Source organism: Sinomonas sp. ASV486, from assembly GCF_030908215.1.
In the GTDB taxonomy this organism is placed as follows: Bacteria; Actinomycetota; Actinomycetes; order Actinomycetales; family Micrococcaceae; genus Sinomonas; species Sinomonas puerhi.
Window position 1 is genome coordinate 20,575 of the sequence record NZ_JAVFJK010000011.1, and the last position, 23,578, is coordinate 44,152.

20 protein-coding genes are annotated in these 23,578 nt (G+C 68.9%); 7 read left to right on the top strand and 13 right to left on the bottom strand.

Going from position 1 to position 23,578, the window contains the following annotated elements; translation table 11 throughout:
• Positions 1 to 45 precede the first annotated feature (45 nt).
• Positions 46 to 945: an ABC transporter permease gene (locus RBS60_RS15280; RefSeq protein WP_307958441.1), complete on the bottom strand. Its 900-nt coding sequence runs from the start codon at positions 943 to 945 to the stop codon at positions 46 to 48.
• Positions 946 to 971: 26 nt separating this feature from the next.
• The gene (locus RBS60_RS15285) at positions 972 to 1,808 is read right to left on the bottom strand and encodes an ABC transporter ATP-binding protein (RefSeq protein WP_307958442.1); all 837 of its coding nucleotides are present in this window, start codon (positions 1,806 to 1,808) and stop codon (positions 972 to 974) included.
• Between the two features lie 173 nt (positions 1,809 to 1,981).
• Between RBS60_RS15285 and RBS60_RS15290 the strand changes: the two genes are divergently transcribed.
• Complete coding sequence (locus tag RBS60_RS15290) at positions 1,982 to 3,574, top strand: sensor histidine kinase (protein WP_307958443.1); 1,593 nt, start codon at positions 1,982 to 1,984, stop codon at positions 3,572 to 3,574.
• Positions 3,571 to 4,281: a response regulator gene (locus tag RBS60_RS15295; protein WP_307958444.1), complete on the top strand. Its 711-nt coding sequence runs from the start codon at positions 3,571 to 3,573 to the stop codon at positions 4,279 to 4,281. The genes RBS60_RS15290 and RBS60_RS15295 overlap by 4 nt, the downstream gene beginning before the upstream one ends.
• Positions 4,282 to 4,358: 77 nt before the next feature.
• Here RBS60_RS15295 and RBS60_RS15300 read toward each other — a convergent pair whose 3' ends face one another.
• The 4 genes from RBS60_RS15300 to RBS60_RS15315 form a co-directional block, all read right to left on the bottom strand.
• The gene (locus tag RBS60_RS15300) at positions 4,359 to 5,711 is read right to left on the bottom strand and encodes an adenylosuccinate lyase family protein (RefSeq protein WP_307958445.1); all 1,353 of its coding nucleotides are present in this window, start codon (positions 5,709 to 5,711) and stop codon (positions 4,359 to 4,361) included.
• A 10-nt stretch (positions 5,712 to 5,721) separates the two neighbouring features.
• On the bottom strand, positions 5,722 to 7,146 hold the full coding sequence (locus RBS60_RS15305) for a cation:dicarboxylate symporter family transporter (protein WP_307958446.1): 1,425 nt from the start codon (positions 7,144 to 7,146) through the stop codon (positions 5,722 to 5,724).
• Positions 7,147 to 7,310: 164 nt separating this feature from the next.
• A complete protein-coding gene (locus RBS60_RS15310; protein WP_307958447.1) occupies positions 7,311 to 8,048 on the bottom strand; it encodes a GntR family transcriptional regulator in 738 nt (245 codons plus the stop codon).
• 76 nt (positions 8,049 to 8,124) lie between these two features.
• A complete protein-coding gene (locus RBS60_RS15315) occupies positions 8,125 to 9,345 on the bottom strand; it encodes an MFS transporter (protein ID WP_307958595.1) in 1,221 nt (406 codons plus the stop codon).
• A gap of 90 nt (positions 9,346 to 9,435) precedes the next feature.
• Here RBS60_RS15315 and RBS60_RS15320 point away from each other — a divergent pair, with 90 nt between their 5' ends.
• From RBS60_RS15320 to RBS60_RS15330, 3 genes are all read left to right on the top strand, one after another.
• A complete protein-coding gene (locus RBS60_RS15320; protein WP_307958448.1) occupies positions 9,436 to 10,191 on the top strand; it encodes an NAD(P)H-binding protein in 756 nt (251 codons plus the stop codon).
• A gap of 98 nt (positions 10,192 to 10,289) precedes the next feature.
• Positions 10,290 to 10,739, top strand: a complete 450-nt coding sequence (locus RBS60_RS15325; protein ID WP_307958449.1) for a PaaI family thioesterase — start codon at positions 10,290 to 10,292, stop codon at positions 10,737 to 10,739.
• Positions 10,740 to 11,013: 274 nt separating this feature from the next.
• A complete protein-coding gene (locus RBS60_RS15330; protein WP_307958450.1) occupies positions 11,014 to 12,981 on the top strand; it encodes an FAD-binding monooxygenase in 1,968 nt (655 codons plus the stop codon).
• A 153-nt stretch (positions 12,982 to 13,134) separates the two neighbouring features.
• On the opposite strand, the gene RBS60_RS15335 is transcribed toward RBS60_RS15330, so the two are convergent.
• A complete protein-coding gene (locus tag RBS60_RS15335; protein ID WP_307958451.1) occupies positions 13,135 to 13,962 on the bottom strand; it encodes a phosphotransferase in 828 nt (275 codons plus the stop codon).
• Positions 13,963 to 13,996: 34 nt separating this feature from the next.
• Positions 13,997 to 14,293, bottom strand: a complete 297-nt coding sequence (locus tag RBS60_RS15340; RefSeq protein ID WP_307958452.1) for a hypothetical protein — start codon at positions 14,291 to 14,293, stop codon at positions 13,997 to 13,999.
• Between the two features lie 246 nt (positions 14,294 to 14,539).
• On the opposite strand from RBS60_RS15340, the gene RBS60_RS15345 reads away from it, so the two are divergent.
• A complete protein-coding gene (locus tag RBS60_RS15345; protein WP_307958453.1) occupies positions 14,540 to 15,025 on the top strand; it encodes a hypothetical protein in 486 nt (161 codons plus the stop codon).
• Here RBS60_RS15345 and RBS60_RS15350 read toward each other — a convergent pair.
• The 4 genes from RBS60_RS15350 to RBS60_RS15365 all read right to left on the bottom strand — a co-directional run bounded on the left by RBS60_RS15350 (position 15,022) and on the right by RBS60_RS15365 (position 20,021).
• Positions 15,022 to 16,293 (bottom strand): serine hydrolase domain-containing protein, encoded by a 1,272-nt coding sequence (locus RBS60_RS15350; RefSeq protein ID WP_307958454.1) that lies wholly within the window; start codon positions 16,291 to 16,293, stop codon positions 15,022 to 15,024. The two genes, RBS60_RS15345 and RBS60_RS15350, sit on opposite strands and share 4 nt — an antisense overlap.
• A 9-nt stretch (positions 16,294 to 16,302) precedes the next feature.
• Entirely contained in the window at positions 16,303 to 17,976 is a 1,674-nt protein-coding gene (locus RBS60_RS15355; RefSeq protein ID WP_307958455.1) for a serine hydrolase, read from the bottom strand.
• A 179-nt stretch (positions 17,977 to 18,155) separates the two neighbouring features.
• The gene (locus RBS60_RS15360; protein ID WP_307958456.1) at positions 18,156 to 18,335 is read right to left on the bottom strand and encodes a hypothetical protein; all 180 of its coding nucleotides are present in this window, start codon (positions 18,333 to 18,335) and stop codon (positions 18,156 to 18,158) included.
• A 225-nt stretch (positions 18,336 to 18,560) separates the two neighbouring features.
• Positions 18,561 to 20,021, bottom strand: a complete 1,461-nt coding sequence (locus tag RBS60_RS15365; RefSeq protein WP_307958457.1) for a cytosine permease — start codon at positions 20,019 to 20,021, stop codon at positions 18,561 to 18,563.
• A gap of 667 nt (positions 20,022 to 20,688) precedes the next feature.
• Here RBS60_RS15365 and RBS60_RS15370 point away from each other — a divergent pair.
• A complete protein-coding gene (locus tag RBS60_RS15370) occupies positions 20,689 to 22,044 on the top strand; it encodes an MFS transporter (RefSeq protein WP_307958458.1) in 1,356 nt (451 codons plus the stop codon).
• 75 nt (positions 22,045 to 22,119) lie between these two features.
• On the opposite strand, the gene RBS60_RS15375 is transcribed toward RBS60_RS15370, so the two are convergent.
• Entirely contained in the window at positions 22,120 to 23,535 is a 1,416-nt protein-coding gene (locus RBS60_RS15375) for an MFS transporter (protein ID WP_307958459.1), read from the bottom strand.
• Positions 23,536 to 23,578 lie beyond the last annotated feature (43 nt).

Sequence of the window (23,578 nt, forward strand, 5' to 3'; positions counted from 1 at the left end):
TGATCAATTGGAGATTTGCATTGTTGAGTGGACAGATATCTGCGGTCAGATGGCTTGGGCTTCAGACTTGTTCGGTGGCCGCCATTTGAGGAGCGTGCGCTCGAGAAGTCCGATGAGGAATTCGGCCAAGAGGGTGAAGACGGCGATGATGATCATGCAGGCAAAGACAGTGTCCGGATCGAACCTCCCCTGAGCCTGGCTGATGATGAGGCCGAGCCCCTGCTGCGCGCCAAGCACCTCTGCCACCAGGGCGCCGATGATCGCGAAACCGAAAGCCGTGTGCAGGCTGGCGATGATCCACGTCATGGCGGACGGGATGGTCACGTGGATCGCGACCTGAAGCGGAGAGGCCCCGAGGACGCGGACGTTCGCAACGAGGTTCTGGTCGACTTCGCGGACGCCCTGGAATGCATTGAAGAAGACCACGAAGAAGACCAGCACGGCCGCGAGCAGGACCTTCGGGAAGGTTCCGAGGCCGAAGGCGACGATGAAGATCGAGCCGAGGATGATTCGGGGGATCGAGTTGACGATCCGGATGTACGGGCCGACGACCGCGGAGAGGTACCTGTTCGAGCCGAGAAGCAGACCGAGCACGATTCCCACGAGCGTTCCGAGGAGGAAGCCGAAGATCGCCTCTTGGCCGGTGACCCAGATGTTCTCCCAGATCGAACCGAAGGAGGCATCTTCCGTATTGGTGAAAAGCGTCACGAGGCTATCCCAGATCTGCGTCGGCATGCCGAAGAAGAAGGGATCTACCAAGGGGTGCTTGCCGTCCGGCTTCACGTTGGTGCACAGCTGCCACCCGCCGACGATGATGACGGCGAGGACGATCCTTCCCACCCAGATCAAAGCTGTGCGGCGACGATGGGCTGCCCTGCCGGCGGCCGCGGGCGTCGGCACGGGCCCTGGGACGGGGGCCACTTCCCGCTTCTCCTGCGTGCTCACATCTTTCTCCTCGTGGACCTGAGTCGTCATGCTGCTGCACCTGCCGTCTTGGCGTAGGCCCGGGTGACCTCATCCTTGAGCGACTCCCAGATGCGGCCCTGCAGTTCGAGGAAGCGGTCCTCGTGCCGGATCTCCTGGACGTTGCCGCGAGGCCGGGGCAGATCGATGTCGAAGACGTCCTTCACCGTTCCGGGGCTGCTCGTCATGATCACCACGCGGTCGGAGAGCGCCACGGCCTCGTCGAGATCGTGGGTGATGAACAGGACCGACGGGCGCAGCTCCTCCCAGAGCTTGAGCAGCTCGTTCTGCATGATCGCCTTGGTCTGCACGTCGAGGGCGCCGAACGGCTCGTCCATGAGCAGGATCCGGGGGTTGTTGATGAGCGCAGCGGCCATGGCGACGCGCTTGCGCATGCCGCCCGAGAGCTGGTGCGGGTAGCGGTCCTCGAACCCGGCCAGGCCCACACGGCGCAGCCAGTCCCGGGCAAGCTCCGTGGCCTCGCGCTTCGGTGTGCCGAGGAGGATGGGGCCCATCATGACGTTCGCCAGGACGCTCTTCCAGGGGAACAGCGCGTCCGCCTGGAACATGTAGCTCACGCCGTTCGTGACGCCGTCGACCGTCTGACCGGCCACCCGGACGTAGCCCTCGCTGGGGCGCTCCAGCCCGGAGACCTGGGCGAGCGTCGTCGACTTGCCGCAGCCGGTGGGGCCGACAATCGAGCAGAACTGACCCGGTTCCACCGAGAGGGTCACGTCCCGGATGGCTGTGAAGGTCTCGCCTTTGGGTGTCAGGTAGCGTTTTGTGAGCCCTGCTATCTCGATCCGTCCCGCGGATTCTCCGGCAGGCAGCGGATGGGATTTCATGACATTCATGGTTTTGTGGTAGATCCTTTCTTCATGCCCAGTGAGCTGGATCACAGCGAATGCCCCTACCGTAGAAAACGGCACGCCCCTGCAGGAACCGTTGCGATTCTTGCGAGGGTTATTAGCCTTCATTCATGTTTTGAAGCTTTTGCTCACGGGACCGGGAGACTGCCATGAAGAAGATGCGCCGCTGGTGGCAGGCGCGTCCGCTCGCCTCGCAGATCCTCGTGTGGACGCTCGGGCTGCTCGTGGTCACGGTGGCGCTGGGCGGGCTCGTGGCGAGCCGCACGACAGGACAGGTCCTCGACGACCAGTACGGCCTCAGGGCCCTCGGCGTCGCGGAGGTGGTGGCGCAGATGCCCGAGGTCGCCGCGGGCGTCACCGCGGAGGACCCCACGGGCCGGATCCAGGAGATCGCTGAGCTCGTGCGCACGCGGGCACAGGTGGACTACGTCGTGGTGACCGACCGGGACGGCATCCGCTACTCGCATCCCACCTCCGCGCTCATCGGGCAGCGGCTCGAGGAACCCGTCGCGGTCCTCGACGGCCAGACGCATGTCGGCATCAACCGCGGCAGCCTCGGCGACTCAGCGAACGCGAAGGCTCCCATCCTGGACGCGGGCGGCCGGGTGATCGGACAGGTCTCGGTCGGCATCCTCGAGGCCGCGGTCAGCACCGAGTTCACCCGCGACGTCGGAACCATCGCTGCCTATTCCGTGCTGATCGTGCTCCTCGGCGGGGCCGGATCCTTCCTGCTCGCACGCGGCATCAAGCGGGCCACCTTCGGCCTCGAACCCTCCGAGATCGCCTCCCTCCTCCAGGACCGCGAGGCGCTCCTGCACGGGATCCGCGAAGGCATGGTGGGGCTCGACGACGCCGGGCGGGTCACGGTGATCAACAACGAGGCCCGCCGCCTCCTCCACCTCGAGCACACCGTCCTGGGCAGCCCGGTCGAGGAGCTCATCCCTCCCGGGCGGCTGCGCGACGTGCTCACGGGGAGCGACGCCGGCGCAGACCAGACCGTCATCACCGAGGACGCCCTGCTCGTGGCCAATCGGATGCCCGTGAGCGTGGGCGGACGGAGCGTGGGCGCCGTCGTCACCCTGCGCGACCGCACCGAGGTCGAGGCGCTCGTGCGGGACCTGCGCTCGCTCGAGGGCCTCATGGAGGCGCTGCGCGCACAGGAGCACGAGTACGCGAACCGGCTGCACACCGTGGGCGGCCTGCTGGACCTCGGCGAGGCCGAGCAGGCCCGCGCGTTCATCTCGGGGGTCGGGGACACGTCACGCTCCCTCGGCGAGGGGCTGCGCGGCCGCATCGAGCCGCCCGAGCTCGCGGCGCTCATCCTCGCCAAGATCACCGTGGCCGCGGAGCAGGATGTCCTGGTGAGGGTGTCTGACGAGTCCCGCCTGCGCGAGCCGGCCCTCGCCACGCAGGACCTCCTGACGATCGTGGGGAACCTCCTCGACAACGCGGTCGACGCCGTTGCGGGGCTCCCGGGGCCGCGCGAGGTCACCCTCACGCTGGACGACTCCTCGGGGGTCTTCGTGGCGGTGACCGACAGCGGACCGGGCGTGCCCGCGGAGGCGGTGGACGACGTCGTGCGCGACGGGTACACGACGAAGGAGCCGCGCACCGGGATGCGGCGTGGGATCGGGCTCGCGCTCGTGGCGCGGATCGTGCGCCGCGCGGGTGGCACGATGGACGTGTTCGCCGGTCCGGGAGGCCGGTTCGAGGTCTGGATCCCGAAGGGAGAGTCACGGTGAGCAGTCTGGCGATCAGGGTGCTCGTGGTCGACGACGACTTCCGGGTGGCCCGGCTGCACGCCGCCCAAGTGGCGCGGATCCCGGGGTATGAGTGCGTCGGGGAGGCACACACTGCCGCCGAGGCGCGGGCAGCCATTGCGCGCGAGAGGCCAGACCTGCTCCTGCTTGACGTGTACCTGCCGGACGAGGACGGCATCTCGCTCCTGACGTCGCTGCGCGAGGCGGGAGAGGACGTCGACGTCGTCATCATCACGGCGGCGCGCGACGTCGCCACCGTGCGGGCGGCGATGCGCGGAGGGGCGGTCTACTACCTCGTCAAGCCGTTCGGGTTCGGGCAGCTCGCCGAGCAGCTCGGGGCGTACCGGCGGTGGCGCGCGGACGCCGAGTCACGCAGCGCCACCGGGATCACGGGCCAGACCGACGTTGACGCGCTGTTCGCCTCGCAGCGCGCCGCCGCGGCGTGGGGCGGGACGGGCCCCACGGCGCCCCGCCGCCTCCCGCCGACCATGCAGAAGGTGCTCGACGCCGTCCTCGCCGCAGGGCATCCGCTCGGCGCCCAGGACGTCTCGGACCTCGTGGGCATCTCCCGTCCGACGTCCCAGCGCTACCTGAGCGAGCTCGAGCGGAAGGGCCGGCTCGCGCTGCACCTCGAGTACGGCGCTACGGGACGGCCGGTCAACACCTACGTCCCGAGGGGCCGGGACTGATCTGGCGTGGGCACTTCCCGCCCCCGCCTACCCCCGCCCGGCGGGCGGGCGGGCGGGGGTCGGGCGGAAGGCGAACGTCAGCGCCCGTGGGCCGCGAGGACCTGCTTGGTCATCTCCCCCGCGCTTCCGAGGTAGCCCGACGGCTCGCACAGCCCGTGGATCCGAGCGGCACCGAGCTTCTCCACGAGGATGGGCTCGGCGAGGAGCTGCTCCTCGAGGGTCGTGCGGGACTCGATGGCCGCCTTGCACGCCCCGTACACCACGGTGTGCGCGCGCTGCCGTCCGAGCGCGGGCGCGACGGCCATCATGACGGCCTCGGCGACGATGAGGCCGCCGGTCAGTCGGGTGTTGGCGCGCATGCGGTCGGCGTCGACCTCGAGGCCCGAGAGCATGAACTCGGCCTGGTGCAGCGAGCTCGAGATGAGCAGGAACGACTCCGGCACAGTGGCCCATTCGAGATGCCACGGACCCGTGGCGCGCTCGAAGTCCTGGATCATGGCATCGAGCATCGTGGATGACTTGTCACGCAGCATCTTTGCCGCAGCAAGCATGAGCTCGCACGAGATCGGGTTGCGCTTCTGCGGCATGGTCGAGCTCGCGCCGCGGCCCATGACGAACGGCTCCGCGGCCTCGCCGAACTCCGACGAGCACATGAGCATGACGTCGAGCGCGATCTTGCCGAGGGACGCACCGACGGAGGCGAGGAGCGTGACGATCTCCGTGACGCCGTCGCGCGCCACGTGCCACGTGATCTCCGGATCCCGCAGGCCCAGCTCGGCGGCAAGCCCGGCGCGCACCTCGAGCCCCTCGGGCCCGGTACCGAGCGAGGCGAGCGTCCCCGCCGCCCCTCCGAACTGGACCATGAGCGCCCTCTGAGCCACTTGGGCGAGCCGTTCCGAGTGGCGGTCGAGCGCCGAGAGCCAGACGGCCGCCCGGAATCCGAACGTCACGGGCAGCGCGTGCTGGAGGTGCGTGCGGCCCGCGGTGATGGTGTTGAGGTGCGCCTCGGCGAGCCCTGCGACGGCGGCCCGGACGGCATCGAGCTGCTCCCCCACGATCCGCAGGCCCTCCTTGCACTGGAGCATCGTGGCGGTGTCCATGATGTCCTGCGTCGTGGCGCCCCAGTGGATGAAGCCGCCGTCGTCGCCGCACTGCTCGCTGAGCTGCTCGACGATCGGCAGGATCGGGTAGCCCACGATGTCCGTCTCGCGGCGCAGCCGCTCCTGGTCGAGGCCCTCGAACGAGGCGGTCGCGGTGATCCGCGCCGCGGCGTCGGCCGGGACCAGCCCGACGGCGGCCTCGGCCCGGGCGAGCGCCGTCTCGGTGTCAATGATGCGGCGCACGTAGGCCTCATCGCTGAAGACGTCGCGCATGCCGGGGGTGCCGAACATGTCGCGGAACAGGAGGGAGTCGTAGACGGTGCTGCTCATGGTGGTTCCTTTACTTCTCTGCGGTGACCGAGGCGGCGGATGCGCGGACGACGGCGGGCGGCCGGGCGGCGTCGTGCGTCGCCGCGGCTGGGGCCGGGACGGGAGAGGGGTTACGGGGGCCGGCGATGTCGTGGCCGGAGGGCGAGGCGTCGAGCTCGGCGAGGAATTCGCTCGGGTTGGCGAGGGCCCAGGCGAAACGGTCGCGGTCGAGTTCCCGGGTGAGCCGGGAAATCACGACGGTCGCGACGACGTTGCCGAACGTGTTGCAGAACGCGGTGGCCATGGACATGAAGCGGTAGACCCCGAACAGGATCGCGACGCCCTCGACCGGGAGGTAGCCGGTCGCGGCGACTGTCGAGGCGAAGACGACGTACGTTCCGCCTGAGACGGTCGCGGCACCCTTGGAGGTGAGGAGCATGATGAGCAGGAGCCCGATCTGCTCGGGCCAGCCCATGTGCACGCCGTAGGCGTTGGCGAGGAAGAGGGTGCACACGGCCATGTAGATGCTCGTGCCGTCGAGGTTGAACGCGTATCCGGTCGGGACGACGAGGCCCACGCTCTGCTGCGAGCAGCCCATCGCGGGGAGCTTCCGGAGGAGCCCCGGGAGTGCCGATTCTGACGACGCCGTGCCGAGCACCATGCTCATCTCGTCGCGCACGACGACAAGCAGGCGGAAGAGGTTGAACCCGGCCGCCAGTGCCACGAGCCCCAGGACCACGGTGATGAACACCGCGACGACGATCCAGTACTCGGCCACGAGGGCAGCCAGGGCCACGAGCATCGATGAGCCGTTGGACGCCACGGAGTAGGCGATGGCGCCGAAGGCGCCGATGGGGGCGAGCTTCATGACCACGTTGACGAGGCCGAAGAACGCCTCGGAGATCGTGTCGAGGCCTGAGCTGATCCTGGCCAGGACGTCCGGCTTGATGGCCAGGAGGCCCGCGCCGAAGATGATCGCGAGGATCACAACCTGGAGCAGCTGGGTGGACGTGAACGCCCCGACGAAGCTGCTGGGGAAGACCTGCGTGAGGAATCCGTCGAGCGAGTGGTCGCCGTTCGTGGCCGGGGGTTTGCCGGACGACGACGTCAGCGCGCCTGCGCCTTGGCCGACGCCGAGCAGGTTTCCGGCGAGGAGGCCGATCGCGAGGGCGAGCGTCGAGATGATCTCGAAGTAGATGAGGGCCGAGAACCCGATGCGGCTCGCCCGCTTGAGGTTCCCGGCAGAGAGGATGCCCGTCACGACGGTGAGGAACACGAGCGGCGCGATGCCGGTCTTGATGAGCGCCAGGAACAGGTCACCGACGATCTTGAGGGACTTCGCGAAGTCCGGGAACGCGAATCCGACGGCGATGCCGAGGACCATGGCAATCATCACCTGGGCGCCGAGCCCCCGGTACCAGGCCTTCCTGGGCCGCGGCGCGGTGGCCGTGGACATGAGCTGTTCTTGCGACTTCATTGACGCCTCACCTGTCTAGACATTTAATCTGTCTAGACAAATGTGAGGCATGCCGCAGACGGGTGTCAAGGCCTCTGCTGCCTCAGCGCGGCGAGGGCGGGCGGCGGGACGAAGCGGAGCGGGCCGGAGCTCCGACCGAAACCTCAGCCCGCGCGCTCGAGCACCGACTCGTAGACGAACGATTCGCCCGGGTGCACACTCTCGACAACCTCGAACACGGCACCGTCCCCGTCGACGTAGCGGCGGGTCAGGCGCAGGCCGAGGCTCCCGGGCTCGCGGCCGAGGAGTGCGGCCGTGTGCGGCGGGATCTCGATCGCCTGGATGCTCTGGAGGACGCGCACCAACCGCCGTCCGGTCCGGGCGGCAACGATGTCCGCGATGAGCTGTTCGCCGCTTCCCAGCTCACCGGAGACGGCGTCGAAGTCAGACTCGAGGAGGTAGACGTCGGCCGCGGAGACCGGGGCGCCGTACTCCCCCGAGTGCTGCCCGGGCAGGCGGCGCGTCGTCGCGATGCGCACGAGGCGCGTTTCCTCGTTGACGCCGAACCAGCTGGCCGCAGCGCCGCGCGCCGGCAGCCGTTCGACCGACTCGACGCGCCGTCTGGCCTCCTGGCCGTATTGCGCGAGCTCCTCTATCGAGGTGAGCCGAGAGTGGAACTCGTTGGCCGGCGTCGTGCGCAGGACCCTCGTCCCCTGGCCCTTGCGCCGGGCGATGAGGCCCTGGTCCTCGAGCTGGGCGAGGGCGGAGCGGACGGTCTCGCGCGAGCAGCCGTACTCCGCGGCGAGCGCCGGCTCCGCCGGCAGGAAGGCCCCGACGTCCCAGGCCCCCCGTTCGATCTTGCTCGCCAGATCGGCCGCAATGGCCTTGTACCTCATCGTCATGCCGATGCCTCCCCGCGTGCCCACCTGTCTGGACATATTAGACACCCGTCCGCGAGCGCGAGCGTCGAGCCCCGCCTCAGGCGTCGACGTTGCGCCGCCGCCCGGCGAGGTATCCGAACACCGACGCGCCCACCCCGATGGCGAGGAACGCGTACCCGGCCGGCACGAAGCTCCCCGTCGACTGGTGGATCTGCGCCACCATGAGCGTTCCCACGGACCCGACGCCGTATCCGACGCCCTGCATCATGCCGGACAGGTTCACGGCGGTGTGCGAATCGCGGGTGCGGAGCATGATCATCGTCAGCGCAGCGGCGGTCAAGGCCCCCTGGCCGAGGCCCAGGAGCGCGATCCAGACCCAGATGAGCTCGAGGGGCCCAAGCACGCTCAGCGCGAAGCCGAGGGACGTCATGACCGCGAGCGTGACGTTGAGGGCGCGCTGGTCCCACAGGCGCGCCGCGAGCGTGGGGGCGAAGAGCGAGCCGAGGATCTGGAGCCCGATCGACGCCGACACCATGAGCCCCGCCGTCACCCCGTCGATCCCCCTGTCGCGCAGGATCGGCGCGAGCCACGCGAACACGCTGAACGAGGTCATTGCCTGGAACAGCATGTACAGGGTCACGTGCCACGCGGTGGAGGACCGCCATACGTTCGTCCCGCCGCCCTCCACGCTGCGGCGGACCGGGCGCGCCCGCACCGCTACGGGAATGAACAGGAGCGTGACGGCGAGGGCGGGGAACGCCCAGGACAGGAGGGCGGAGCTCCAGCTCCCCGTCGCCCGGAAGAGCGGGTACGTGATGCCCGCGCCGAGCGCCGCGGACGCCACGATCGCCGCGGTGTAGAGGCCGCCCATGAGGCCGAGCCGGTGGGAGAAGTCCTGCTTGACCTCGCTCGGCAGGATCACATTGCACAGCGCAATCGCCGCACCGCACAGGGCCGTGCCGAGGATAAGGCCGGGGAGGTGCCCGGCGGCGCCCCACTCGGAAGGCCGGACGAACAGGCCCACCGTCAGGAGGGCCATCGCGCCCAGGAGCACGCGCTTCGGCCCGAAACGTCGGGCGAGCACCGGAGCGAGCGGTGCGAAGATCCCGAGGAGTGTCACGGGCGCCGTCGTGAGCAGGGAGACGGCCCAGTCCGGCACGGAGCCGCTCGCGCGGATCTCGGTCAGCACCGCCGAGAAGCTCGAGAAGGCCGTCCGCAGGTTCACCCCGATGAGCACGAGGCACAGGCCCAGGAACGCAAGCCGCCCGGGGCTGTGCCGGGAACTGCCCGCGGGCGGTGCGTCTGTTGGTGCTGTCACTCGTGCCACGTGTCAGAGGGTATCGGTCAGACCACACAGGTTTCGACTCCGCTCAACCACCGGACAGCCCTACCACCGTAGGCTGGGCGCATGAAGATCGCCGTTGTGGGTGGAACCGGCACGGCCGGATCGAGGGTCGCAGCGCTCGCGCAGGAGCAGGGGCACGATGTCGTGGTGATGTCGCGCAGCAGCGGCGTCGATCTCGTCACGGGCGCAGGGCTCGCGGAGGCGCTCGACGGCGCGCAGGTCGCCATCGATACCTCGAGCCCCACACCGCCGGATGAGAGCATGAGCCGCTTCGACGCCGTCGTGCGCTCGGCCCGGAATCTCGTGCACGCGTGCGTGGACGCCGAGGTGCGCAGGCTCGTGGCCCTCTCGATCGCCAATGTCGAGAAGCCGGACTTCGACACGTTCAGCTACTACGTGGCCAAGCGCGATCAGGAGGAGACCGTCCGGAACAGCGGACTCGAGGTGTCGGTGGTCCGCTCGGCGCAATGGTTCGAGTTCGCCGAGCGCTCGAGCGCCGTCAGCTATGAGCCGGACCGCGTGACCGCCGAGGACTGGTACGTCCAGCCGATCGCGGTGGATGCGGTGGCCGAGGTCCTCGTCCGCGAGGCCACCCGCAGGCGGGCCCGGGACGTCACCATCGCGGGCCCGGAGGCCGTCCGCCTCCCCGACCTCGTGCGGCGGCTCCTGGCAGCCCGTGGCGACGGGAGGCCGGTCACCGTCGTCGAGCCCCCACTGCCCGGCTTCGCGAACGGGGCGCTGCTTGCCGGACCGGGCACGGAGATCCTCGGCCCGAACGTTGCGGGCTGGATTGCGGGAAGGCGGTCCCAGCTGGCGTGAACAGGGCGCGTAACTTCGGCGCCGACCGCGTCGGTACAGGAGATGGAAGCGTACTGCGCCCACTCACTCCACCGCCGTCCCAGCGAAAGGACCCCCGCGTGCCCCTGCCCGCCAGCCTCGAAGAATTCCTGACCGCGTGGGACGCGTTCCGCGCGGGCATCGGCTTCGAGGAGATCACGGACACGCTGGGGATCGAGCCGCACGCGTGCGACGGCGCGACGCTTGCCATGCGCATCCCCCTCGCCCCGCGCCTGCGTCAGGCAGGCGGCATGTTCTCCGCCACGGCGCTCTTCGGCGCCGCCGACGTCACGGGGACATTCCTCGCGATGCAGGCCCTCGAACCGGGGCTCTTCCCGCTTGCGGTGCAGTCCAGCCTGAACTTCATCGACAACTCGCGCAGCGGCCCCGCGGTGGCGACGGCGCGGCTCGTGCGGGCGGGGCGGACGATCGTGGTCGCCTCGGTGGACGTGGCCGACGCCGACGGCAAGCTCCTGGCGACCTCGAGCTTCACGTACGTGCCGAAGCCGTTCAGCCCGAAGGGCGACTGACGGGCGGCTGAGGCCCTCCGGGCAGAGAGCCGCCGACCCCCTCACGCGGTCAGTAGTATTCTGCAAAGCAGAACGCACATATCAGCGAAAGGCCTAGATATGGGCTTCTTTGCCGATCTTGGCTCCGATTCTTCTGCACAGAAGAACTTATTAGCACTTTCGTGAGCCGTGTCACTAGCCTTGGTGACAGGGGTCCCGCCCGGCAATGTCGCCCGCGGGATCCAGCCCGGGGTCTACGGACCCGAGCGATCAACGCGAGCAACGAGGAGCAGCCATGCAGTTCTACCTTGACGGTTACCGCCCCGGAGACCCCGACCTCCGCCCCGCGGCCCCGGGCGGCGTGGAGCCCCGCTCAGGCAGCGGCGAACTGCCCCAGGAAGTCGACGTCCTCGTCGTCGGCACCGGCCCTGCCGGTGTGGTGCTCGCGGCCCAGCTCGCCGAATTCCCCGGAATCACCACGCGGGTCGTCGAGCGCCGCAACGGACCGCTCGAGCTCGGCCAGGCGGACGGCGTCGCATGCCGCACGGTGGAGATGTTCAACGCGTTCGGCCTCGCGGAGAAGCTCATGCGCGAGGGGTACTGGGTCAACGAGACCACGTTCTGGGGCCCGGAATCGGCGGACAGCAGCGGGATCGTGCGCACGGGACGCGTCCAGGACGTGGCGGAGGGCCTCTCCGAATACCCCCACGTGATCGTCAACCAGGCGCGCATGCAGGAGTACCTGCTCGAGCACATGCGCAACTCCCCCGCGCGCCTCGAGCCGGAGTACGGCCTCGAAGTCACCGACGTCGAGGTCCTCCCCGACGGTGGCGACTACCCCGTGAAGGTCACCCTGCGCCGCGCGGCTGACGGCGAGGCAGGCGCTGCCGCCGTTCCCGCTGAGGCGAGCACCGTCGTCGTGCGCGCCAAGTACGTGGTGGGGGCCGACGGCGCGCGCTCGGCAGTGCGGAAGTCGCTCGGGATCGAGCTGCGCGGCGATGCGCGCAACCACGCGTGGGGCGTCATGGACGTCCTCGCGGTCACCGACTTCCCGGACGTCCGCGTGAAGTCGGTCATCCAGTCGCCCTCGGGCGGCAACATCCTCATCATCCCCCGCGAGGGCGGGTACCTCGTGCGGTTCTACGTGGACCTCGGCGACCTCGATCCCGCCGACCGCGATGCGCGCAAGCGCTTCACCCGTGAGTCCCTCGTCGAGGCGGCGCAGAAGATCCTGCACCCGTACACGCTCGAGGTGAAGGAAACCGCTTGGTGGTCGGTCTACGAGGTGGGCCAGCGGATCGCGGACCGGTTCGACGACGTCTTGGACGCCGAGCGAGGGACCCGCACCCCGCGCGTCTTCATTGCCGGCGATGCGTGCCACACCCACAGCGCCAAGGCCGGTCAGGGCATGAACGTCTCGATGCAGGACGGATTCAACCTGGGCTGGAAGCTCGCTGCCGTGCTCGAGGGGCGGAGCCCCGAGTCGCTCCTGGACACCTACGCCGGCGAGCGCAAGGCGATCGCGCAGGAGCTCATCGACTTCGACCTGCGCTTCTCCACGATGATGGCGGCCAAGCCGAAGGACCCCGAGCACGCCGAGGCCGGCGGCGTCGACCCCGCCGAGAAGCAGCAGATCTTCACCGAGGCGGGCCGGTTCACTGCCGGGTTCGCCACCGAGTACACGCCCGCGCTGCTCACCGGCACCGCCGAGCACCAGGCTGTTGCGACGGGCTTCCCCGTGGGCCAGCGCTTCTACTCCGCACCGGTGGTCCGGCTGGCCGACGCGAGGCCCGTGGGCCTCGGGCACGTGGCCCAGGCGGACGGCCGCTGGCGCATCTACGCGTTCGCCGGCGCCGGGGACCCGCAGTCCCCCGAGTCGGGCATCGCGGCCTTCAGCCGGTTCCTCGCCGAGTCGGAGGACTCGCCGGTGCGCCGCTTCACGCCGGACGGCGCGGATCCGGACGCCGTGTTCGACGTCAGGGCCGTCTTCCAGCAGGGCCACCGCGACCTCGCCCTGGAGAAGCTGCCGGAGTTCCTCATGCCGCGCAAGGGCCCGCTCGGGCTCGTGGACTACGAGAAGATGTTCACCGCGGACGCCGCCGGATCGGACATCTTCGAGGAGCGCGGGATCGACCGCACCCGCGGGGCCATCGTGGTGGTCCGCCCCGACCAGTACGTGGCACAGGTTCTCCCCCTGGACGCGCACCAGGAGCTCGCCGACTTCTTCGCCGGGTTCATGCTGCCGACGGCTGTCCTCGTCTGAGCCGCACGACGGCTCGCGCTGAGGGCCGGTGCCCGTCGGGCTGAGCCCAGCGCCCGCCGCATGGCAGGCCCTGACCGGCATGACCGGTGCGCGCGCGCACCTGTTGTGCCGGTCAGGGCCTGTTATCGCGTGCGCCCGGCGTGCGCCCCGGCGTCACCGCCCCACACCGAGGCCCACCGTGATCCGCTCCCCCTCGGCGTTCAGCCACTCGAGCCGGCGGAGGATCGTCTCCCCCACGCCGTCCGCCCACATCCGCGCCCAGCCGCCTCCGAGCGTCTGGGCGCGGTGGCGCATAAGGTGCCAGGACCGCTCGGTCCTCCGGATCGCTGTGGGCACCAGCAGGGCGCGGGCGGGGTCGTCGAGGCCATAGGCATCCGCGACGAGGCGGGTGCGCACGACGGCGTCCGCTCGCCGGAGCGGATCGCTGCGGTCCTGCTCGGGAGACAGCGGGGCCCAATGCAGGCACAGGTTGACCACCTCGTCGACCCGCGTGGCGGGCCTGAGGAGGTCGAAGTCGATGAGGGCCACGGCCTGGCCGCCGCGGAACACGACGTTCTCGGGCGTGACGTCCAGGTGTCCGATGAACCGCTCGGCCCCGTCGGGCACGGAGGGCTCGGGCGGCATGCCCGGCAGGTCGGGCGGGGCGACCGCGTCGAGGAGGTGGGCCGGAGGCTCGAACCCGGCCACGGCGTCGTCGTACGCGCGGAGCAGCCGGGCCACCGAGGCGAGGCGTGCATCATCGGCGAGCCAGGCCGGGTGCGGGCGGCCGGCGACCTCGCCCTCGACGAAGGTGAGCACCTCCCGGCCGCGGTCGTCGAGGCCGAGGAACCGCGGGGCACCCTCGAACCCGACGGACTCAAGGTGCCCCAGGACGGCATGGACGAGCGGCGAGTGCGGGCCGAGCGGCCGGCGCACGGTGCCCCCGACGCGCACGATCCCCTCGGTGACGTCCCCGCCGGGGAGCGGGACTTCATTGGTCACGGCGGCTGAGCGATGTCGAACCCCCCGGGCGGGTTCAGTGCTCGTCGTAGTGGTGCTCGTGCTCGGCGTGCTTGTGCCCGCCGTGGAGGTAGTCCACGTGGTCGCCGTGCTGGATTTCCGCGTGGCCGCAGCCGGGCTCGTGCCTGTGGTCGTGGACGTTGTGCTCTGCGACGTGCTCGTGATCGTCGTAGTGGTCCACGTGGAGGGCATGCCGGTGGTCGTCGTGCACGTAATCGACGTGGTTGCCGTGCTCTACCGTCTCGTGTCCGCAGCCGTCACCGTGCTCATGCTCGGTGACAGTGTGGCTCTCGTGGACGTGCGTCTTCGTCATCGTGACAAGCCCCTTCGCCTCGGGTTCCGCGGCCCGGCATCTCGCCGAACGCTTGTCGCCTAGCCTACGGACGGCGCCCGGGCGCGGCCAGTCCTGCGGACGACCACTTGGCGCAGATCCGGGCCCTGCGAGGGACCTAAGGACGTAGCTGTGGCGGTGCGTGGCCGAAGGTGATCGGCCCGATAGCATCCTCGGGGACGTTCACCGCCCCACCCCGGCACCACACCTTCGATCCTGGGACTCGACGTGCTCTTCCGCCTCGGCTACCGCCTGTTCGTCAAGCCTGCCGCGCGCATCGCGGCGGACGTCGCGTCGGCGGTGACCCAGGGGACGATGGGCCCGCCCGTCGAGCGGTCCAGGCCCGGGCGCGACTGGTGGCTGACCACCCTGCTCGCGAGCGCCATCAGCGCCGTAATCGGGGTCTGGTACGCCACGACGACGTGGCCCGCGGCGCTCCTGTGGTTCACGATCGCGCTGGCCCTGCCTGCCCGTGCGGTGAGCGAGGGCCTCCGGACGGTGCCGTACTTCCTGCTCGCCGCCGTCCTGCTCTCGACCGTTCCCGTGGTGGGGTGGTGGCTGGCGGGCGCCGTCACGGTCGTCGCGCTGGTCGCCACCGTCCGCGCGTGGACCAGATGGAGGTCCCGCGCCCATGCCGAGGCCGCGATGTACCGGAGCGAGGAGCAGGTTCCCGCCGGCCAAGGAGCTGCCGGCGGCCCAAGCGGCCGGCGTTAGGACGGCGGGACGGGAGGGGCGTCGTCGGGCGCGGCTGCGGCGCCGATGAGACGGAAGAGATCCTGCGCCCGGTTGGGGGTGTTCCCCGAGCTGTCGAAGGCGTCCGCGCTGTAGGTGGCGGCGACGGCGACGGCGATCTTCTGGGATGGGAGCGAGGCCTCCACCGCGGAGTAGCCGGCAAACATCGGGTTCTGCAGGAGCCAGTCACCGCTGATCACCACGCCGAGCCCGTAGGTGTACCCGACGCTCTGCTGCGCGCAGGTGGGGCACCCGTCGATCTTGCTGCCCTTGCCGCGCAGGCTCGGGCTGACCTGCAGCGCGTGGGACTCCGGCGAGAGCAGCGTGCCCGAGCCGATCGCGTCCGCGGTCGCGGCCATATCCGCAATGTCTGTGGTCTGGATGGCGCCGCGGGCGAGCGTCCAGGACGGATTCCAGTACGTCGAGTCCTCCAGGAACGGGATGCCAGCCGGGATCTTCAGCGGCTCCCGGCGCTCCGACGTGTAGGCGTGGAGGACGGGCTCAGGGATCGCTGGAGAGCCGGGATCGCGCGTGTTCCGGAGCCCGAGGGGCCCGAGCACCTTCTCCTGCAGGAGCGCATCCAGCCGCATGCCGGTGATCTTCTCGAGGGCCAGACCGAGAAGCACGTAGTTGGTGTGGGCGTAGTCCCAGTTGGTCCCGGGCTTGTAGAAAAGCGGCTTGGACGCGCCGATCGAGGCGAGCTCCTCCGGCGTCCACGTGTGGAACGGGTCCTTGTACAGCGCGTCGATGAGGCCTTGGTCCTGGACGTAGTCGGCGTAGCCGGAGGTCATCTGGGCGAGCTGCCCGAGCGTGACGCTGTCGCTGTGGGGCACCTCCGGGAGCCACTTGGAGAGCTTGTCGTCGAGGCTGACCTTCTTCGCGTCGACGAGCTGGAGCAGCGCCGTGGACATGTACGAGATCGCCACGGCTCCGTTGCGGAAGTGCATGTCCGTGGTGGCGGGCACCCCCGGCATGGACTCGCCGAACGCCTCGGTGATGACAGCCTGGCCGCCCACGGTGACCCGCACGATCACCGCTCTGAGGCGGTCCTTGGCCATCGTGTCGGTGACGATCGCCCGGACCTTCGCCGCGAGTTCGGGATTCACGGACGACGGCGCGCTGGCGCCTCCCGTGGTCGCGGCGGCGTCCGCGGTCGGCCGGGGCGTGCACGAGGTGAGGGCGAGGAGCGCGGCGACGCCGAGGACCGCGGATGCGTGCGCCCATCGTCTGGGCACGCGCCCGGACGTCACACGGCCCCCTCAGCCATGGTTCCCGGTGCCCTGCCGGACGAACGTCCCCAGGCCGGTCTTGTCGTAGAAGTCCAGCCGGACGCTCGAGGCGGCTCCGTCGGCCCCGAGGGCAAAGATCGCTCCGGCCAGGCCGTTGCCGTTCTCGCCCACCGATTCGAAGGAGAAGGTGTCTCCGTCGAAGTGCGTGAGCCGGAACGTGGTGGGCTTGCCGGAGGGGCCCATCTGCAGGGTGAGGGCCCCGCCCGCCTCGGCCACGGCCAGTGGGCCGTAGTACGGATTGGCGTAGCTCCCGGTGTAAGCGGAGTTCGCGCGGGCCGGGGTGCTCTGGGCGGGGGCTTTGGAGTAGTCGACCGCCGGCTTCTCGGACTCGTCCATCGCCCTGAAGACGCCACCCGTGAAGCTGATCCAGTCGACAGTGGGGTCTCCGTTCTGGGCGACGTCGAGGAAGCCCGCGCTGATCGCCTCGGGGATGCCCTCGGGCCGGCCATTCGTCAGGACCACGATTCCCAGCTGCTCGCCGGGCAGCAGGGCCACCGCCGTCGCCGCGCCGAGGTTGAAGGCGCCCGAATGCCCGAGCTGGACCCGGGCGTGGTCGTCATAGGAGACGTTCCAGCCCATGCCGTAGAAGCGGGTCCGGGCGGCGGGCCCGGAGGGCGGCCCGGACACGATCTGTGGGACGTGGGTGGCGGCGAGCGCCTCGGGGTCCACGACGGTCTGGCCGCCATAGGAGCCGGCCGCCAGCTGCAGGCGTATCCACTCGGCGAGGTCCCGGACCGAGGAGCTCGCGCCGCCGGCCGGGGCCTCCGCGTCGGCGTCGCGTGCGTACTTGGCCACCCAGCCCTGCCCATCCCGGACGTGGATGAGCGCCTTGTCCGCCGCATTGAGGTAGTCCCGGTGCCGGTAGCTGGTCGAGTTCATCTTCAGTGGCTTGAACAGGACCTGGTCGGCCAGGTCCTCCCACGGCATCTTCATGGCCGCTGCCGCTGCGACGCCGCCCTCGGTGAAGCCGAAGTTGCTGTAGTTGTAGCTCGCGCGGAAGGAATCAAGGGGCTGCTGGCCGATGTGCGCCAGGATGTAGGACTGGTCGAAGCCGAGGTCCTCGAGCAGGTCGCCGGACCCGGTCCTGAGGCCGCCTCGGTGGGACAGCATGTCCTCGAAGGTGGCGTTCCGGGTGACGAACGGGTCACTCAGCGCGAATCCCGGGTTGTGCTTGATGAGCGGATCGGTCCACTGCACGGCCTTGCGTCCCACAACCGCCGCGATGACGGTCGAGGCGAGGGGCTTGGACACCGAGGCGAGCTGGAACACCGTGTACGGGCCCACCTTCTCGGGCTTGCCTGCCTCGCGCACGCCGAAGCCCTTGAGGTAGGCGACCTGGTCCCGGTAGACGACCGCCACGGCGATGCCAGGCACTCCGGTGCTCTTCATCGCATCCTGGACAATCCCGTCCAGCTTCGCCAGGGCGCTCTTGACCTTCTCCTGGTCAAGGAGGGGCGGGACCTCCCGCGCAGGGCTCGGCGCGAGCGAGGCCGTGGGGGTTGCCGAGGCTGCGTCCCGGGCCGGGACGCAGGCGGAGAGGAGTGGAGCTGCTGCGACTCCCGCCGCGCCGGCTCCCAACACCTTGAGCAGGGTGCGCCGCCCGGCCACGTGGTTCGCGGCCGTGTCCGGTCCGGGGGACGTCATCGCTCTGAGGGGTGCCGTCGTTCACAAGCGTGCATGACAGCAACCTAGCGACGCGGTCCGCTCCCCCGGAATGGACTTAAGTCGCGTGTCTCGGGCCGGCCAGACGGCCAAGTAAGCGGGAACGACGGCGGGCGCGCATCCTCGAGGTGCGGGCCCGCCGTCGTCCGCTTATCAGGGTTTCAGCGGCCGAAGATGCGGGAGAGGAGGCTCGGGCCCTTCGCGGCGTCGATTTCCGCCTGGGAGTGCTGGCCGTTGCACCAGTCAGCCTTCGCGACACCGCGCTTCACCTGATCCACATGCTGGCCGCAACCGGACCAGGTCGTCTTCTTGCACGTCTTGCACGTCACTGGGTAGCACATCGGCAAACTCCTCTATCGTCGGTCGAATACCCCCTGGGGTATTACGTATACCCCCGAGTGTATCAGGAGCCGACCGCCGTCGCTCATGCCCCTGGCCCGGGATGGCTGAGGGAGCCGGAGCTTCACGCACGACGGCGGGCCCGCACCTTCCCCGTGCGGGCCCGCCGTTCGCTGTGCCGTAGGTCACCGGAAGCTCGGTTCGCCGCGCTTCCCCGATCCGGCCGCCTACTCTGACAGGGTGTGCCTGTGCGCTGCAGCGTCGAGACCTGCGTACTCGGCCTCGCCGAGCCTGGCCTCTTCCGCCACGTTCACGTTGCGGCTGAGAAGCCAGTACAGGATCGCGGCGACGGGCAGCCCGACGAAGAGGGAGATGTCGGCTCCGTCCATGGCTTGGGCGATCGGCCCGACGAAGAGGGTGCCGGCGGAGAAGAACGGGATCATCACCACGAAGCCGACCAGGTAGGAGACGATGCCCGGCCACCCCCAGCGGCCGTAGATCCCGTTCGGCTTGAAGATCTCCGCGATCGCGTAGTGGCCCTTGCGCACGATGAAGTAGTCGGTGAGGTTCACGGCGGTCCATGGGATGAAGAAGTACAGGACGAGCAGCAGGAAGTCGTTGAAGTCTGCCAGGAAGTCCGCGGACGCGATGTTGGCCAGGACCACCGAGATCGCTGCGGTGACGGCGATCGTGACGATTCGCAGCGTGAGCGTGGGCTTGATCTTGCGCAGGCTGTCGATGGAGGAGATGAGGGTCAGGGACCCGCCGTACATGTTCAGCGCGGTCACGGACACAAGTCCGAGGCCGGCGATGACCAGGGCGATCGAGCCGAAGCCCGGGAAGAGCCTCTCGGCGGTGGCCTGGATCGACGGGATGGTGTCGAAGTCCGTGCCCGCGGCGGCGGCGATGAAGGCCCCGAGGAACATGACCCAGATGCCGCCGAGGGCGCTGCCCCAGAAGGTGTACCGGAAGGCATGGCCGGCGGTGGCCGGCGGGAGGTACCGGGAGTAGTCCGAGACGTAGATCGCCCAGGAGATCTGGTAGCCGGCGGCAACGCCGAGCTGGGCGAGGAACGGCACGAGCTGGAAGCCTCCGAGGTCGAACATCCCTGCGGGCAGGTCCAGATGGGTGAGGACGGCAATGGTCAGGAGCGCGAGCATCGCGACCGTGAGGTAGGTCAGGTACCGCTCGAACCGGTGGATCAGGTCGTACCCGAAGATTGCGACGACCACCGCCACGATGGTCACCACCCAGAACCACATGGCGTCGGACCCGACGTGCAGGGAGGCCCCGATCGCCTGCCCGGCCAGGACGGTGTTGAAGATGTTGAAGCCGGCGTACTGCAGGTAGGCGAACAGCCAGACCAGGAGGGCACCGATGTAGCCGAACTGCGGGCGGGACTGGATCATCTGGGGCAGGCCGAGATGGGGGCCCTGAGAGGAGTGGGCCGCCATGAAGAGGGTCCCAAGGAGGACCCCGACGGCGATGGCGACCATCGACCAGATGAGGTTCCCGCCAGTGGTGATGCTTATCAGGCCCACGGCCAGAGTCGCGATCTGGGCGTTGCTCATGAACCAGAGCGGACCGATGCTGGAGACCTTTCCGTGCCGCTCATCGAGGGGCACGTAATCGATCGAGCGGACTTCGAGTCCTCGGCTGCCCTGGGCTTGACCTGTGGAGCTGGTCATGCGCTTCTCCTCTGTGATCTCTTGCGGTGCCCGCTCGGGCGAGACCCTGTGACTCGCGTAACACCGGCGCTCCAAGCTATTCGCGGAAAGCGGCAATCTCCGATGTGCAAAGCACCAGAAAACCCGCCGCGTCGACTGGTCACGCGCACAGGCGGGCGCGGCATCCGCGGTCTTCGGCGCACTGGCCCCCCAAGGCCTCACCCACACCGCGCGAGCTGGCACACCCGCGATCGAGCACGCGTATGCTGTCCAGATGATTTCGCGATGTGGAAGTTGATTTCCCTGTTGTGAAATTCTGATGGGACACTTACGCTGGATCCATCAATCCAATGTGAGGTAGCCCACTCGACTCCCTCTTTTGACCTAGAAACGGCAATCCGATGAACATCTCTGCTGGCGCCGCGCTGAAGACGAGTTCAGTGCACGCCGGGAGGCGACGGCAAAGTCGCCGGCTTCCCGAGACTCTGATCGTCCATGGGCGGCAGAATCCGAATGGCCGCCCGCGGCTGCCATTCGGGATCGCCTAAGCCCACCCCGGACGCGGAGCCCTCCAGCACAGCTGAACCATCGCGGCCCTCCTGCGGGGGCCTGCCACGCACGGGTTCGGGAAGGCACCACCTCCCGGCACGCGCCTTGAGTCCAACTCACCACTGTCCAGGAGCTTCCTTTGTTGTCTCAGGCATCCAAGAACGTCCATCACGACCCCGCCATCAAGGCCGCACGACCACGGGGCAAGGCGCGGTGGAGCATCGCCCTTCTGATGGGCTTCGGAATTCTCATCAATTACGTGGACCGCCTCTCTATCTCTGTCACCCAGAAGCCCCTCACCGACGAGTTCGGGCTGACGGCAACGGAATTCGGCGTCCTTTCATCGGCCTTCCTCTGGTCCTACGCCATCATGCAGATTCCGTCGGGAATGATGCTCGACCGGTTCGGGGTCAAGAAGGTCTGGGGAGCCAGTGCCGTCCTGTGGACCGTGGCCTCGGTCCTGACCGCCATCGCGTCCGGCGCGTGGGTCATCATCCTCGCCCGCGTCTTCCTCGGCGTCGCCGAAGCCCCTGCGTTCCCAGGAGCGATGAAGGCCACCGGCCTTTGGTTCCCGCGGCACGAACGGGGCCTCTGCACGGCCATCTTCGACAGCGGCACACGCCTTGCGAATGTCCTGGGCCTGCCGCTCATCGCTTTCACTGTTGCCACGTGGGGGTGGCGCGAGGCGTTCTGGCTTCAGGCAGTCCTCTCCCTCGTGTTCCTCGCGGCCTTCCTCTGGCGGTATAGGGGCCCCAAGCACCACCTCGCGAAGGGCAAGCTCTCGGCCGAGGAGTACGACTACATCATCAAAGGAGGCGCGACCAGCGAGGACATCCGCCCGGCGAGCGACTGGAAGACCATTGGCTACCTCCTGCGCCAGCGCAAAGTCTGGGGTCTCTCACTCGGTCTGGCCGGCGCCGGATACGTCCTGTGGATGCTCCTTACTTGGTTGCCCGGCTACATGCAGACCAGCATGAACCAGAGCATCCTGCAGAGCGGCATCTATGCCGCCGTTCCCGCCTTCGCGATGTTCGTCTCGGAGATGACGATCGGGGGCTGGTGGGTCGACCGGGTCATCGGCCGCGGTGCGAACCCTGACAAGGTCCGTAAGGGTGTACTCGTCGCTGGCATGATCGTGGCGCTATTCACGGTCGGCGCCGCATTCAGCAACAATCCGGTTGTCGCGATCATCTGGATCGCAATCGGCAGTGCCGGCATCGCCCTGGTTTACGTAACGAGCAACTCCCTGCCAGCCCTGATCGCTCCCGAGGGCAGCGCTGGTTCGCTCGCTGCGATCGTGAACTGCGTGAATCTGCTCGCGGGCGTCGCAGCCCCGATCGTGACCGGCTTCATCGTGGACACAACCGGGCACTTCCTCTACGCGTTCATTATCGGAGGCGTCGCGCTCATCGGTGGCCTGGCCTCCTACCTCTTCCTCATGGGGAAGATCGAGCCGATCCCCGCCCAGGCCGTCACGGTCGCGGCGGAGGACTGACCGGCACAGCAGCCGAACACACGACGGCGGGCCCGCACCTTCCCGGTGCGGGCCCGCCTTTTCGCTCGGTGTGGGTCAGTCGGCCACTGAGGTGCGGACTGCCAGAGCCGGAGCGGCAGCGGTAGCCGGCGTAGCGTCGTCGTCCGCGGGCTGTCCGCCGGCCTTGGCGAGGGACATGCCCTTGGTCTCCTCGGCTAGGAAGAGCGAGAGCAGGAACCCTGCGAAGGTGATGACGGCGGCGACGATCATCGTCGGGCCGATGCCCCAGCCCTCGAGGGCGAACGGGAGGCCGAACGTGCCGAGGGCCGCGCCAATGCGGCTGACCGCGGTGGTGATGCCGACGGCGCTCGCGCGGACGTTCGTGGGGAAGAGTTCGCTCGGGTAGGCCCACTCGAGGATGCTCGGGCCGCCGGAGAAGAGCGCATAGGCGAGGAAGCAGGCCACCACGATGCCAACGGGCGCCGAGGGCGCGAAGCCGAGCACGAACAGCGGTATGGACATCAGGGCGAAGCACCAGATGATCAGCGGTCGGCGGCCCCAAGTCTCGATGAGCTTGAGGGCGGGGAGGCAGCCGATGAGGAAGACCATGTCAATCGCGACTGAGCCGAGGTTGGACACGTTGCCCTGAGCGAGCCCGAACGAGGAGAGGATGGTCGGACCGAACGTGTAGATCGCGAAGAGCGGGCCGACCTGGAAGGCGTAGAAGCCGGCGCAGAAGATGATGCGGCGAAGGTAGATCGGCTTGAGGAGGATCTTCAGGTCGAGCTTTCCCTGCTTGGACTTGTCAGGGCGGGCGGTCTCGAAGACGACGTGATCGACGCTCATCTGGTCCGCGAGGGCGGCGCGGAGGGCGGCCTTGGCGTCCTTGACCCGGCCGTGGTGGAGGAGCCAACGCGGGGACTCGGGGGTGCCGAGGCGCAGGAGCATGACGATGGCGCCGAGGAAGGTCGAGGAGACGAGCATCCAGCGCCAGGACTCCTCCCCGAAGATCTCGAACATCACATACCCGACGATTGAGGCCAGGGCAGCCCCCATGAACCAGCCGACGTTCAGGACACCGAGCATCTGGCCGCGGCGCTTCCGCGGGAGCCACTCGGCCAGGAGGGAGTTCGCGATCGGGTAGTCGGCGCCGATCGCGAGGCCCATGATGAAGCGGGCGATCACGAGTTGGAGGGCGTCCTGTACGAAGAACTGGAGGACCGAGCCGAGCACGAGGACCCAGAGGTCGATCGTGTACATGAGCTGGCGGCCGATCTTGTCGGTCAGCGGACCGAGGAGGACCGCGCCAAGGAAGATCCCCACGAGTGCGGCCGCGCCGATGAGGCTCGTCTCGAGTGGGGTGGTGTGGAAGTCGGCGCTGATGCCGATCAGCGCGATCGCGATGATGCTGAGGATGTACCCGTCCAGGATCGGTCCGCCCATGCAGGCGGCGACGAGCTTCTTGTGGAACCGGGTAAATCTGGCCTCGTCAATGGCGGCATGGATGTCCATCGAACTCCTTCGTGGCGGGGCGACGTCTCGTCACGGTATCTGA